Source organism: Marinobacter lacisalsi, assembly GCF_042651045.1.
Taxonomy (GTDB): domain Bacteria; phylum Pseudomonadota; class Gammaproteobacteria; order Pseudomonadales; family Oleiphilaceae; genus Marinobacter; species Marinobacter lacisalsi.
Genome location: NZ_JBHSDI010000010.1, coordinates 60,255 through 73,692 on the forward strand (window position 1 = coordinate 60,255; position 13,438 = coordinate 73,692).

Annotated in this window: 14 protein-coding genes; 9 read left to right on the top strand and 5 right to left on the bottom strand. The window is 59.2% G+C overall.

Going from position 1 to position 13,438, the window contains the following annotated elements; translation table 11 throughout:
* Positions 1-142: 142 nt before the first annotated feature.
* The 9 genes from ACFOZ5_RS06160 to sthA all read left to right on the top strand — a co-directional run bounded on the left by ACFOZ5_RS06160 (position 143) and on the right by sthA (position 8,856).
* Positions 143-1,489: a Na(+)-translocating NADH-quinone reductase subunit A gene (locus ACFOZ5_RS06160; protein WP_379886147.1), complete on the top strand. Its 1,347-nt coding sequence runs from the start codon at positions 143-145 to the stop codon at positions 1,487-1,489.
* Between the two features lie 3 nt (positions 1,490-1,492).
* Positions 1,493-2,701, top strand: a complete 1,209-nt coding sequence (locus tag ACFOZ5_RS06165) for an NADH:ubiquinone reductase (Na(+)-transporting) subunit B (RefSeq protein ID WP_379886148.1) — start codon at positions 1,493-1,495, stop codon at positions 2,699-2,701.
* Positions 2,694-3,497, top strand: coding sequence for a Na(+)-translocating NADH-quinone reductase subunit C (locus tag ACFOZ5_RS06170; RefSeq protein WP_379886149.1), 804 nt, complete (start codon positions 2,694-2,696; stop codon positions 3,495-3,497). Before ACFOZ5_RS06165 ends, ACFOZ5_RS06170 begins: the two co-directional genes overlap by 8 nt.
* Positions 3,498-3,499: 2 nt before the next feature.
* Positions 3,500-4,165, top strand: coding sequence for an NADH:ubiquinone reductase (Na(+)-transporting) subunit D (locus ACFOZ5_RS06175; RefSeq protein ID WP_379886150.1), 666 nt, complete (start codon positions 3,500-3,502; stop codon positions 4,163-4,165).
* Positions 4,165-4,773 (top strand): NADH:ubiquinone reductase (Na(+)-transporting) subunit E, encoded by a 609-nt coding sequence (nqrE, locus tag ACFOZ5_RS06180; protein WP_264994148.1) that lies wholly within the window; start codon positions 4,165-4,167, stop codon positions 4,771-4,773. The genes ACFOZ5_RS06175 and nqrE overlap by 1 nt, the downstream gene beginning before the upstream one ends.
* A gap of 37 nt (positions 4,774-4,810) precedes the next feature.
* On the top strand, positions 4,811-6,037 hold the full coding sequence (gene nqrF / locus ACFOZ5_RS06185; RefSeq protein WP_379886151.1) for an NADH:ubiquinone reductase (Na(+)-transporting) subunit F: 1,227 nt from the start codon (positions 4,811-4,813) through the stop codon (positions 6,035-6,037).
* 21 nt (positions 6,038-6,058) lie between these two features.
* Complete coding sequence (locus tag ACFOZ5_RS06190; RefSeq protein ID WP_379886152.1) at positions 6,059-7,096, top strand: FAD:protein FMN transferase; 1,038 nt, start codon at positions 6,059-6,061, stop codon at positions 7,094-7,096.
* Between the two features lie 12 nt (positions 7,097-7,108).
* Positions 7,109-7,363 carry a (Na+)-NQR maturation NqrM gene (gene nqrM, locus ACFOZ5_RS06195; RefSeq protein WP_379886153.1) on the top strand — a complete coding sequence of 85 codons (255 nt, stop codon included), beginning with the start codon at positions 7,109-7,111 and terminating at the stop codon, positions 7,361-7,363.
* A gap of 101 nt (positions 7,364-7,464) precedes the next feature.
* Complete coding sequence (sthA, locus tag ACFOZ5_RS06200) at positions 7,465-8,856, top strand: Si-specific NAD(P)(+) transhydrogenase (RefSeq protein ID WP_379886154.1); 1,392 nt, start codon at positions 7,465-7,467, stop codon at positions 8,854-8,856.
* A gap of 40 nt (positions 8,857-8,896) precedes the next feature.
* On the opposite strand, the gene ACFOZ5_RS06205 is transcribed toward sthA, so the two are convergent.
* The 5 genes from ACFOZ5_RS06205 to dusA all read right to left on the bottom strand — a co-directional run bounded on the left by ACFOZ5_RS06205 (position 8,897) and on the right by dusA (position 13,405).
* A complete protein-coding gene (locus tag ACFOZ5_RS06205; RefSeq protein WP_379886155.1) occupies positions 8,897-9,694 on the bottom strand; it encodes a glycerophosphodiester phosphodiesterase in 798 nt (265 codons plus the stop codon).
* Positions 9,691-10,818 carry a 3-deoxy-7-phosphoheptulonate synthase gene (locus ACFOZ5_RS06210; protein ID WP_379886156.1) on the bottom strand — a complete coding sequence of 376 codons (1,128 nt, stop codon included), beginning with the start codon at positions 10,816-10,818 and terminating at the stop codon, positions 9,691-9,693. Before ACFOZ5_RS06210 ends, ACFOZ5_RS06205 begins: the two co-directional genes overlap by 4 nt.
* A gap of 22 nt (positions 10,819-10,840) precedes the next feature.
* Positions 10,841-11,296, bottom strand: a complete 456-nt coding sequence (locus ACFOZ5_RS06215) for a tellurite resistance TerB family protein (protein ID WP_379886157.1) — start codon at positions 11,294-11,296, stop codon at positions 10,841-10,843.
* 18 nt (positions 11,297-11,314) lie between these two features.
* Positions 11,315-12,280 carry a transaldolase gene (gene tal / locus ACFOZ5_RS06220; protein WP_379886158.1) on the bottom strand — a complete coding sequence of 322 codons (966 nt, stop codon included), beginning with the start codon at positions 12,278-12,280 and terminating at the stop codon, positions 11,315-11,317.
* A gap of 108 nt (positions 12,281-12,388) precedes the next feature.
* A complete protein-coding gene (dusA, locus tag ACFOZ5_RS06225) occupies positions 12,389-13,405 on the bottom strand; it encodes a tRNA dihydrouridine(20/20a) synthase DusA (RefSeq protein ID WP_379886159.1) in 1,017 nt (338 codons plus the stop codon).
* Positions 13,406-13,438 lie beyond the last annotated feature (33 nt).

The following is a 13,438-nucleotide window of genomic DNA, read 5'->3' on the forward strand; positions in this document are numbered from 1 at the left end:
AACTGACCGCCATCGCGTGCAATGGGGCACGGTCAACCTTTATTCGGGCTGTGCAAGCACCGCTTGAAACGTCGGGGAACTGGGCCGCAGGGGTCGGGCGTGATCAATCCTTTAAACAGTTCCTGATGAACGGACGAGGCTAATGATCAACATCAAAAAAGGCCTGGATCTTCCCATCAGCGGCGCTCCTGATCAGACCATCTCAGAAGGAAAGCCGGTACGCCACGTCGCGCTGATCGGTTTTGACTACAACGGCATGAAGCCGACGATGGAAGTAAAAGAGGGAGACCGTGTCAAACGCGGTTCGCTGCTGTTTACGGACAAGAAGACCGAAGGCGTTCGCTATACCTCACCGGCTGCCGGTGTTGTAAAAGAGATCAACCGTGGTGAGCGGCGGGTGTTCCAGTCACTGGTGATTGAAATCGACGGTGACGACGCCGAGACCTTTGCCCGCTACAATGAGGCTGATCTGGCCGCCCTGGAGCGTCAGCAGGTTGTTGATAACCTGGTGGAATCCGGCCTGTGGGCCGCTTTCCGTACGCGCCCCTTCAGCAAGGTGCCAGCGATTGATTCGGCGCCCAATTCCATTTTTGTATCGGTGATGGACACCAATCCGCTGGCGGCGGATCCGGTGGTGATCATCAGGGAGCAGGGCGAGGCCTTTGCAATGGGCCTGCAGATCCTGTCCAGGCTGACCAGTGGCAAGGTGTTCGTGACCGGCAAGCCTGGTTCCGATGTACCTGTTCCCAAGTTGGATGCCATCCAGGTAGAGCAGTTTGACGGCGTACATCCAGCCGGCAATGTGGGTACCCACATTCACTACCTGGATCCTGTCTCGCTGAACAAGACGGTATGGAGCATCGGCTACCAGGACGTCATCGATATTGCGAAGCTGTTCGAAACCGGCGAACTGCCGGTGGACCGCGTGGTGGCCATTGGCGGTCCCAAGGCGACCAACCCTCGCCTGGTACGTACCCGCATCGGCGCCAGTCTGCCGGAGCTGCTGGACGGTGAAGTGGCCACGGACAGCGACGTGCGCATGATCTCCGGTTCCGTATTTGGTGGTCGTCGCGGTGATGGTCCCTGCGCTTACCTGGGTCGTTTCGACAACCAGGTTTCGCTGCTGGAAGAAGGCTACAAGCGCCACTTCCTGGGCTGGCTATCGCCCGGTGCCAACAAGTTCTCGGTGTTGAACATCTACCTGTCCAGCCTGATGGGCGGCAAGAAGTTTGACTTCACCACCACGACCAACGGCAGTGAGCGGGCCATGGTTCCGGTGGGCGCCTACGAGAAGGTCATGCCCCTGGATATCCTGCCGACCCAGCTGCTGCGCACGCTGATTGTAGGTGATACCGAAATGGCACAGAAGCTGGGCGCGCTGGAGCTGGATGAAGAGGATCTGGCGCTGTGTACTTTCGTGTGTCCGGGCAAATACGAGTACGGTCCGATTCTTCGCGAGAATCTCACCCGTATCGAGATCGAGGGCTAACCGATGGCAATCCGACAGTTTCTCGATGGCATCGAGCATCATTTTGAAAAAGGTGGCAAGTACGAGCGTTGGTACGCCCTGTATGAAGCAGCCGACACTATCTTCTATACGCCGCCAAGCGTAACGTCCACGACATCCCACGTGCGTGATGGCGTTGACCTCAAGCGCATCATGATCACCGTGTGGTTGTGTGCCTTCCCGGCCATGTTCTTCGGCATGTGGAACATTGGTTACCAGGCCAACGGTTTTCTCGCACAGAATCCGGATGCCTTGGTTGGTGATGGTGGACTGCGTACCGCCTTCATCCAGGCGCTGGCGACGACCGGCGCCGGAGCCGGGGTCTGGGACAACTTTGTTTACGGCCTGGCCTACTTCGTTCCCATCTACTTTGTCACTTTCGTGGTTGGTGGCTTCTGGGAAGTGCTGTTCGCCACCGTGCGTCGTCACGAGGTGAACGAAGGCTTCTTTGTGACCTCTATCCTGTTCGCACTGATCTGCCCGCCGTCCATTCCATTGTGGCAGGTAGCCCTGGGCATCACCTTCGGTGTGGTGATCGGCAAAGAGGTATTCGGTGGTACCGGCAAGAACTTCCTTAACCCGGCCCTGACCGGGCGTGCGTTCCTGTACTTTGCGTATCCGGCGCAGATCTCCGGGGATACGGTGTGGACCGCAGTGGACGGCTTCAGTGGCGCTACCGCACTGAGCTGGGCTGCGTCCGGTGGTCTGGAGGCCCTGGAGCAGAACATTGGCTGGATGAGTGCCTTCCTGGGAACCATTCAGGGTTCTGTGGGTGAAACGTCCACCCTGGCGGTGCTGATTGGCGGCCTCATCCTGCTGGTCATGAAGATCGCTTCCTGGCGAATTGTGGGTGGCGTGCTGATCGGCATGATTGCCACGGCCCTGCTGTTCAACGTCATTGGGTCCGAGACCAACCCCTTCTTCGGCGTTGGGCCGCACTGGCATCTGGTCATGGGCGGTTTCGCCTTCGGCATGATGTTCATGGCAACAGACCCTGTGTCGGCGGCCATGACCAATACCGGTCGCTGGTGCTTTGGCATCCTGGTGGGTGTCATGACCGTGCTGATTCGTGTGGTCAATCCGGCATTCCCGGAGGGCATCATGCTGGCTATCCTGTTCGCTAACCTGTTCGCACCGCTGATGGATCACTACGTGGTTCAGGCCAACATCAAACGGAGGCTTGCCCGTGGCTAAACCCAAAGATACTGTCTCCAGAACCCTGATGGTGGCGCTGGTGCTGAGCATTGTGTTCTCGGTGGTGGTCTCTACCGCCGCCGTCCTGCTCCGTCCGGCGCAGATCCAGAATCAGAACCTGGATATCAAGACCAACATCCTGGCGGCCTCCGGTATGCTGGAGGCAGGCATGAGCGCTGACGAGATCGAACAGCAGTTCGAGCGTTTCAGCATCCGTCTGGTGGATCTTGAGTCCGGCATATTTGTTGAGCCGTCTGCTGTCGGCGTCGAGGATCCCATGAAGTACGATATGTACAAGGCGGCTTCGGATCCTGACATGTCCACCAATATTCCGTCCTCCGAGGACAAGGCTGGCATCAAGCGTCGCCCGGACGTCGCCAAGATCTACATACTCGAAGAGAACGGCGAAATGGTTCGGGTGGTGCTGCCGGTTCACGGTTACGGCCTCTGGTCCACGCTGTACGGTTTTGTGTCGCTGGAAGGCGATCTGAACACGATCGAGGGTCTGGGTTTCTATGCTCACGCTGAGACGCCCGGGCTGGGTGGTGAAGTGGACAACCCCCGCTGGAAGCAACAGTGGGTAGGCAAGGAGCTTTATGGTGAGGACAGGACCGAACCGCAGATCCAGTTGGTCAAGGGCGGCGTCAGTTCCGATGCCCGCGATAAAGAGCACAAGGTCGACGCGCTGTCCGGGGCGACCCTGACCAGTCGTGGCGTGCAGCAGTTGGTCAATTACTGGATGGGTGACCGCGGTTTTGCCCCATTCCTGCAGAAACTTCGTGAAGGGGAGGTCTGATCATGGCAGGCGCTTCAGCCAAACAGGTTCTCTTCGAACCGATTTTCAGTAACAACCCTATTGCGTTGCAGATCCTCGGGATCTGTTCCGCTCTGGCGGTAACCACCAGCCTGAACGTGACCATCGTTATGTGTCTGGCGGTTATCGCGGTAACGGCGTTTTCCAACCTGGCGGTATCCCTGGTTCGTACCCAGATTCCCGGCAGCATCCGGATCATCGTGCAGATGACCATCATTGCGTCACTGGTTATTGTGGTGGATCAGATCCTCAAGGCCTACGCCTATGAGATCTCCAAGCAGTTGTCGGTGTTCGTTGGTCTGATCATTACCAACTGCATCGTGATGGGCCGCGCCGAAGGTTTCGCCATGAACAATACCCCGTTCCTCAGCTTCCTGGACGGTATTGGTAATGGTCTTGGCTACTCAGTGATGCTGCTGTTTGTCGCATTTTTCCGGGAGCTGATCGGCGCCGGGTCACTGTTCGGCTTCACATTGCTGCCGACGGTGAACGAAGGTGGCTGGTATGTGCCCAATGGCCTGCTGCTGTTGCCGCCGAGCGCGTTCTTCATAATCGGTCTGGCAATCTGGGCACTGCGCGCCTGGAAGCCGGAACAGGTCGAAGAAGCCGACTTCAAACTGTCCCGCCATAAAGCCAAGGAGGCCTTCTGATGGAACACTATATCAGTCTGATCCTGAAGGCTATTTTCGTTGAGAACATGGCGCTGGCCTTCTTCCTGGGGATGTGCACCTTCCTGGCGATTTCCAAGAAGATCGAAGCGGCCATCGGCCTTGGTATTGCCGTGGTGGTGGTACTGACCGTCACTGTACCGGTGAACAACCTGCTGTATAACACCATCCTGCGGGAAGGTGCCCTGGAGTGGGCCGGTCTGCCCAACGTGGACCTGAGCTTCCTGGGGCTGTTGACCTATATCGGGGTAATCGCCGCCATCGTACAGATCATGGAGATGGTGCTGGACAAGTACATCCCCGCCCTTTATGCCGCGCTGGGCGTGTTCCTGCCGCTGATTACGGTGAATTGCGCCATTCTGGGGGCATCACTGTTCATGGTGGAACGGGACTACACCTTCGGTGAGAGCCTGGTTTACGGGTTCGGCGCCGGTGTGGGCTGGGCGCTGGCGATTGTGGCACTGGCCGGCATCCGCGAGAAGCTGAAGTACAGCGACGTTCCGGAAGGCCTGCGCGGGCTGGGTATCACCTTTATTACGGTGGGCCTGATGTCCCTGGGCTTCATGTCCTTCTCCGGCATTTCCCTGTAAACAACCCGGTGATTCGGTTAAACGAAAAGGCGAGACCATGAATACAGAAATTATTCTCGGCGTGGTCATGTTCACCGTTATCGTTCTGGCGCTGGTGGCGATCATCCTCGCGGCCCGCTCCAGGCTGGTAAGCACCGGTGATGTGACCATTGAGATCAACGATGACCCCGAGCACACCCTGAAAACCAGTGCCGGTGGCAAGCTGCTGGGTACCCTGGCCAACAGTGGCATCTTCCTGTCCTCCGCCTGCGGTGGCGGTGGTACCTGCGCCCAGTGCAAGTGCAAGGTGTTTGACGGTGGCGGTGCCATGCTGCCCACTGAAAAGACCCACTTCACCCCGCGGGAAGAGAAGGAAGGCTGGCGTCTGTCCTGCCAGGTACCGGTCAAGCAGGATATGAAGATCGAGGTGCCGGAGGAATTCTTTGGCGTGAAGAAGTGGGAGTGTGAGGTTGTCTCCAACCACAACGTTGCCACCTTCATCAAGGAACTGGTGCTGAAGCTGCCGGAAGGTGAAGAAGTGGACTTCCGGGCCGGCGGGTACGTGCAGCTCGAGTGTCCTCCCTACGAAATCGATTTCAAGGATTTCGATATCGAGGAAGAGTTCCACGAAGACTGGGACAAGCACGACATCTGGCGCTACAAGGCAATCAACAAGGAAGAGACCATCCGCGCCTACTCCATGGCCAACTACCCGGAAGAGAAGGGTGTTCTCAAGTTCAACATCCGGATCGCGACGCCGCCTCCGGGAACTGACCATAATCCGGGCATCATGTCGTCCTACGTGTTCAACATGAAGCCGGGTGACAAGGTGACCGTGATGGGGCCGTTCGGTGAGTTCTTCGCCAAGAAGACCGATGCCGAGATGGTCTTCATCGGGGGTGGAGCTGGTATGGCGCCCATGCGTTCCCACATCTTTGACCAGCTCAAGCGGCTGAAGAGTGATCGCAAGATCAGCTTCTGGTATGGCGCCCGCAGTGTCCGCGAGATGTTCTATGTGGAAGATTTCGACATGCTGGCGGAGGAAAATGACAACTTCGAGTGGCATGTGGCGCTTTCCGATGCGCTGCCGGAAGACAACTGGGAAGGCCCCACCGGCTTTATCCATAACGTGTTGTACGAAAACTATCTGAAGGATCATCCGGCTCCGGAAGACTGCGAGTACTACATGTGTGGGCCGCCCATCATGAACGCCTCATGTATCAAGATGCTCAAGGATCTTGGCGTGGAAGACGAGAACATCATGCTGGACGACTTCGGGGGTTAAGATAAACCGATGACATCCGGCATGTCACGACCCGTCAGGGTGGTCCTGGTCAGCATCTTCTGGGTGCTGGCCGTGGCCGCTCTGGCGGGTTGTTCGTTTGAGCCAGAGGAAAAGATCTGGGAAATCTCCGGAGGTATCTTCGGTACCCGATACCATATTAACGTCGTATTGACCGAAGACAGGGAAACCCTTGAAGATCTGGCCCAGGGTATCGAGGCTACGCTTGAGTCGGTGGATGCCGCCATGTCCACCTGGCGTGACGACTCGGAGCTGAGCCGCTTCAACCAGCGGCAGGACCAGAGCGAGTGGACGCCGGTGTCGGCGGAACTGTTCGAGGTACTGGAAACGGCGCAATCCGTGGCGGAACAATCCGGCGGTGCCTTTGATATCACTATCGGGCCGGTGGTGAACCTGTGGGGGTTCGGCCCCGAGGCCCGGCCTGAACAGGTGCCAGAGGACGAAGAGCTTGAGCGGCGCCTTTCACGCACCGGCTTCCGTTTCCTGGAGCTGGATGCCGAACGGCAGGCTATCCGGGCGCACCAGCCGCAGTACCTGGATCTGTCCGGTATCGCCAAAGGGTATGGTGTGGACGCGGTGGCCCGTTATCTTGAGCAGCAGGGGGTGGGCCGTTACCTGGTGGAGATTGGCGGCGAGGTTCGCGTCAGTGGCCGCAAACCCGATGGCTCGGCCTGGCGGCTGGCGGTGGAAGAGCCGGTGGCGCAGGCACGACAGGTGAATCGTGTGATCGCCATGGACCGGAACGGCATGGCAACGTCCGGCGACTATCGTAACTATTACGAATCGGATGGGCAGCGTTATTCCCATACCATAGATCCCTCCACGGGACGGCCGGTAGGGCATAGACTGGCTTCGGTCACGGTCATTGCCGGGACCTCTATGGCGGCTGACGCGTGGGCCACGGCTTTCACCGTGATAGGCTACGAAGAGGGCTATCGCCTGGCCCTTCAGAAAAATCTGGCGGTGTATTTCATTGTGCGTGAAGGGGACGGGTTCGAAACCTATCATACCCCCGCCTTCGCCACCTATCTGATTGAGTGACTGGAGGTAGTCATGGGTACCTTTCTGTTGGTTCTGTTTATTGTTGCCTTGCTGGTAGCGGCCATGTCCGTGGGTGTGATCTTCGGTCGCAAGCCCATCACCGGTACCTGTGGTGGGCTGGGGGCTGCCGGTATCACCGGGCCCTGCGAGATCTGCGGCGGTGACACCAGCAAGTGCGAGGAAAATACCGAGGCCAGCGGACCGGAGGCGGGCGACCTGGCCTACAACGCTGTGCAGGCCGAAGAGGGCAACCGCAACGGATCCTGAAAGGCCGGGCCGGGGGGCAGTACACAATCCATACCCCCGGCAGCCGCTATGGCGGTTGCCGTGGGTTTACTTTTACCACGCGATAAGGAGTGACAGTCTTGATGGCAGAACATCATTATGACGTCGTGGTGATTGGCGCGGGGCCGTCCGGAGAAGGCGCGGCCATGAACGCCACCAAACATGGCAAGCGCGTTGCAATCATTGAAGACAAGCCCACCGTCGGCGGCAACTGTACCCACTGGGGCACCATTCCCTCCAAGGCCCTCAGGCACTCCGTCAAGCAGATCATCACTTTCAACACCAATCAGATGTTCCGGGATATCGGCGAGCCCCGCTGGTTTTCCTTCCCCCGGGTATTGCAGAACGCCCAGAAGGTCATCGAGAAGCAGGTGAAACTGCGCACCCAGTTCTATTCCCGCAATCGCGTGGATCTGATCAATGGTCGCGCCTTTTTCCTGGACAAGAACCGGCTTGAGGTCAGGGGACACAAGACCGCTGAAGTGCTTAACTTCAAGCAGGCGGTTGTTGCCACGGGCTCACGCCCCTATATGCCGCCTGATGTGAATTTCCGCCATCGTCGTATCTACAACAGCGACACCATCCTCAACCTGTCCCACACACCCCGGACACTGATCATCTACGGTGCCGGTGTGATCGGCTCGGAGTATGCCTCAATATTTGCCGGGCTTGGCGTCAAGGTGGACCTGATCAATCCGGGCAGTCGCCTGCTGTCGTTCCTGGATGACGAAATCTCCGATGCGCTCAGTTACCACCTGCGTAATACCGGTGTTCTGGTTCGCCACAATGAGGAATACGAGTCGGTTGACGGCGATGATCATGGCGTGGTGCTGTCACTGAAATCCGGCAAGAAAATCCGGGCGGATGCCTTCCTGTGGTGTAACGGCCGGGCCGGTAATACCGATAACCTGGGCCTCGAGAACGTGGAACTTGAGCCCAATAGCCGGGGCCAGCTGCAGGTGGACGACCACTACCGTACCGCAGTGCCGAATATCTACGCCGCCGGCGATGTGATTGGCTGGCCGAGCCTTGCCAGCGCCGCCTATGACCAGGGGCGTTCGGTGGCGTCGGATATTGTCCACGATGATTATTTCCGCTTTGTATCGGATGTTCCCACGGGCATCTATACCATTCCGGAAATCAGCTCGGTGGGCCCGACCGAACGGGAACTGACCGAAAAGAAAGTGCCTTATGATGTAGGCCAGGCCTTCTTCAAGGATCTGGCGCGGGCGCAGATTACCGGTGAGAAGGTGGGCATGCTGAAGATCCTGTTCCACCGTGAAACCCGGGAAATCCTTGGCATTCACTGTTTTGGTGACCAGGCGGCGGAAATCGTCCACATCGGCCAGGCCATCATGAATCAGGAGGGGGATGCCAACTCCCTGAACTACTTCATTAATACCACCTTCAATTACCCCACCATGGCTGAAGCCTACCGGGTGGCGGCCCTGAACGGTCTTAACCGTATCTTCTAGAAAGGATGGCGGTATGGCCAGCTCGTGAGGCGGGCTGGCCTCAGGCTTTCGCCTCAGCGCTCTGGCCCTGGCTACTGGCTTCGTTGCCCATCTCGGAGGAACGGGGCAGTTTGACGGTGCGATTATCGAAATAGATGTGGGTGCTGGTAGGGAAATCGGTAATGATGCTGTTCACGCCCAGGTCTTCCATGGCCAACATGTCGTGAATCCGGTTCACCGTCCACACGGACACCTGCATGTCCAGTTGATGGGCCTGGCGCACCATGTCCCTGGAGCAAATGCGCCAGCTCGGAATCAGGTAACTGCAGTGCATGCGCAGGGCCGTGGCCACGGGCCGGGGAAAGCGTCTTCCGGCCACATAGCCGGTGTGGATCTTGCGGTTACGACGCTTGATCTGCTGCAGGAACCAGGTGTCTGATGAGGTTACCACCACTGTCTCGAACAGGCGCCGGCGTTGGATCAGTTCGGTCAGTCGGTTACACAGGATGTTGAGGCGAGTGCGGGCGTCCGGTTTCACTTCAAGCTGGTAGTGCAGAACTTCGGGACAGGCGTCGAGAACCTGGTCCAGCGACGGAATGCCGGTGGCGTCAGGCCATGGCGCGGTGTTCTGACGGGCGTCCATGGTGGCCAGTTGGGCTGCCGTAAAACTGGCCACCTTGCCCTGCTGGCCGGTCGTCCTGTCGACCGTGGTGTCGTGAATCACTACTGGTACGCCGTCAGAGGAGAGCTGGACGTCCAGTTCAAAGTGCCTGATCCCACGTCGGTAGGCGGTTTCGAAACCCGCCAGGGTGTTCTCCGGGGCTTCGCCCCGGGCGCCGCGATGACCATAGATGATCATGTCGATGCCATTGCTCCCGTCTTGCCGTAGATCTCCTGACGTTTCTTCCACAGTTGGTGGCACTGGTTCACGTCTTCAAGGTAGGCGGGCAACTCCTCCATGAGCAAGGCCTGGGGCCCGTCCACCAGCGCTTTTTCCGGCCTTGGGTGAAAGTCTACCAGTACCATGTTGGCGCCGGCGACCACGCCCTGGGCCGTGGCATGCATGACATCGGGAATGCCGTCCGGGGCCGCGTCACGGCTGCCCACGGAGTGGGAGGGGTCAATGCAGACAGGCATCCGTGTGAGTCGCTTGACCGTGGGTACATGGGCAAAATCCACCATATTGCGGTGGGGGCTGCCGGCATCGGTTTTCATACCCCGCAGGCAGAACACCACATTGGCATTGCCTTCGCTGGCCAGGTACTCGGCGGCGTTCAGGGATTCGTTCAGGGTAATGCCAAAGCCCCGTTTGAGCAGCACCGGATAGGTCTTCTGGCGACCAATCGCCTTGAGCAACTCGAAGTTCTGGGTGTTGCGGGTGCCCACCTGCAACATGACCCCGGTGGGTCGCCCGAGCTTCTCCAGGCACTCGTCGATTTCCTCGATGTGGCTTTCGTGGGTGATCTCCATGGCGATCACCCGGATATCATGCTTGCCTGCGGTTTCGAACACCCAGGGCAGGCAGCTCTTGCCATGGCCCTGGAAGGAATAGGGATTGGTTCTCGGCTTGTAGGCGCCCATACGGGTGCAGTGCTGGCCCTGGGCGCTCAGTTCCCGCATCATGATTTCCACATGCTCCTGGGTATCCACGGCACACAGACCTGCAAACAGGTTCAGGTTATTCTGGCTGAACTCCACGCCGTTGTAAGTGAAGCCCGACTGGCGCTGGTCGTCCCGGTGCCGGCCCAGAATCCGGTAGTCGTCGGAAATGCGGATGACCCGCTCAACAGCAGGCAGGGCCTCAATTTCGTCCTTGTCCAGGCTCTTGGTATCGCCCAGCAGGTAGAGTTCGGTGAGACGCTGAACCGCGCCTTCCACTTCGTGGACCTTGACGGTCACGCCCGGCAGGTGCTCCAGAAAATGAAGGGTCTGGCGATAGGCGTCACTGTCCAGTGGCGTATCCGGATGAAGAATGGCGAGCATGGAATGCCTCCTGGGGGTTGATTCAGCGGGGCTGTTCGGCCCGGTGCCGTGCCTGCATGTATTCCCGGTGATGAAGATGAAGCAGTTCTGCGATGCGGCGGATCAGTTGTTCCTCGTACTTGTCGACCCGACCATCGGCCAGGGCCACCCGCCAGATACTCTCCAGCACGGCCTGTTTGGCCTGCAGGCTCAGTTGTTCGTTGAGTACGCCGGTGAACTCATAGAGGGACGTGGAGTCGTCCGCATGGTTCAGGGCGTCATCCAGAATCGAGCGGGCTTCATCGTGGGTCACTTCATGCACGCGAACGGCACAGTCCACAATGGTATTCAGTTCCCGTTCGTCCTCGTTATTGTCGACCCGAGAGAGCTGCACCATCAGTGCGGTGGCGGCGACGGCCAGCTGGTGGCCGTCCGGGTCCGGGGAGCCGCCGGCCGTTCCTGTATCCGGGAACAGCATCTCGCGTAGGCGGTCTATCATTGTCGGTATTCCTTATGGTCAGGCCGCGCTGGCCAGCCGACTGACCCGCTGCTCCAGTTCAATCTGGTCCGCGGCAAACCGTCGGATACCCTCGGCCAGTTTTTCGGTGGCCATGGCGTCCTCGTTGGATTCCCAGCGGAATCGGCGCTCATCCATGGCAGTCGGTCGGTCCTGGCTGGTGGCGTTGTCAGGGGACAGCTTGCGGGGCAGGTCGCCGGTGTCTTCCTTCAGCTCCTGCAGCAGGGCAGGGCTGATGGTCAGCCGGTCACAGCCAGCCAGCTGCTCGATTTCGCCCATATTACGGAAGCTGGCGCCCATCACCACGGTGTCGTAGCCATGGGTCTTGTAGTAATTGTAGATGCGGCTCACCGACTGCACGCCGGGGTCTTCTGCCGGCGCGAAGGCGTCCCGGTCACTGTGGGCCAGGTGCCAGTCGAGGATGCGGCCAACGAAGGGCGAAATCAGGAAGGCACCGGCATCGGCACAGGCAGCCGCCTGGGTGAAAGAGAACAGCAGGGTCAGGTTGCAGCGGATGCCGTCCTTTTCCAGCTGTTCGGCGGCGCGAATGCCTTCCCAGGTGGACGCGATCTTGATCAGTACCCGGCTGGTGTCGACCCCCATCTGGTCGTAGAGCTCAATGATCCGCCGGGCCTTGTTCACGGTGGCAACAGTATCGAAGGACAGCCGGGCGTCCACTTCGGTGGATACCACGCCGGGAATAAGGTCCAGAATCTGCTTGCCGGCCAGCACGGCCAGGGTATCCGTGGCCCAGGCCAGCTGTTCCTGATCGCTGCCGCCCTGGCGGCTGGCGTAGTCCACGGCCTGATCCAGCATCGGCCGATAGGCATCGGAGGCCGCGGCCTTCAGCAACAGGGACGGGTTGGTGGTGGCATCCTCTGGGCGCCATGTGGCGATGGCTTCCAGGTCGCCGGTATCGGCCACCACGGTGGTCATGGACTTCAGTTGTTCAAGTTTGCTGGTCATGGATCCTGTTCCTTGTGTCGTTCGGTATGCGTCCTGGCGCAGGCTTGTATACCGATACGATAACCGGCTGTCAGGACAGGAACAAGACAGGAGATGCTTACGGGCCCGTCAGGTAACGGCTTCCCGGGCAGGGGTGGGCGCCGGGTGGTGTACTTTCGCCAGCGCATCCAGCACCACTTCGATACCACTGCCCGGGCGGTGGGCGTTCTCACTGATATGCCGGCGGAACTGGCGGCCGCCAGGCTGCCCGTGGAACAGTCCCATGATATGCCGGGTGATATTGCTCAGGTAGATGCCCCGGTCCAGCTCATCCTCGATAAACGGCAGCATGGCCTGAAGGGCCTCGTGGCGGGTGGCGACCGGGCCCGGTTCATCAAAGAACTCACTGTCCACGCCGGCCAGCAGCCAGGGGTTATGGTACGCCTCACGACCCAGCATCACGCCATCGGTGTGCCTCAGATGCTCATGACATTCATCGAAGGTCTTGATGCCACCATTGATGATGATCTCCAGCTCCGGGTAGCGGGCCTTCAGGTCATACACCCACGGATACTTGAGCGGCGGAACATCCCGGTTTTCCTTGGGGCTGAGGCCTTCCAGCACGGCAATGCGGGCATGGACGATAAACGTCCGGCAACCCGCTGCGGCCACGGTTTCAATGAAGTGGCACAGGTCTTCCCAGGATTCGCGACCATCGATGCCAATGCGGTGCTTGACCGTTACCGGCAGGGACGTGGCTGCCATCATCGCCTTCACACCCAAAGCCACTTTCTCCGGGTGTCCCATCAGGCAGGCGCCGATCATGTTGTTCTGCACACGGTCGCTGGGGCAGCCCACATTCAGATTGACCTCGTCAAAGCCATACTCTTCTGCCAGGGCCGCGCATTGCGCCAGCTCAGAGGGGTTACTGCCGCCCAGCTGCAATGCCAGCGGGTATTCCGCCGGGTGATGGCGCAGGAACCGGCCGGTATCGCCGTGAATCAGCGCACCGGTGGTGACCATCTCCGTGTACAGCAGGGCACGGCGGCTGAGCAGCCGCGCCAGGTAGCGGAAGTGAGGGGTCGTCCAGTCCATCATGGGGGCGACGCTGAAGCGGCGGGAGACAGGTGTTCGGGTAGCGATCATTGCAGGCAGTCAAATGCTTGGTGGAAAACCGCC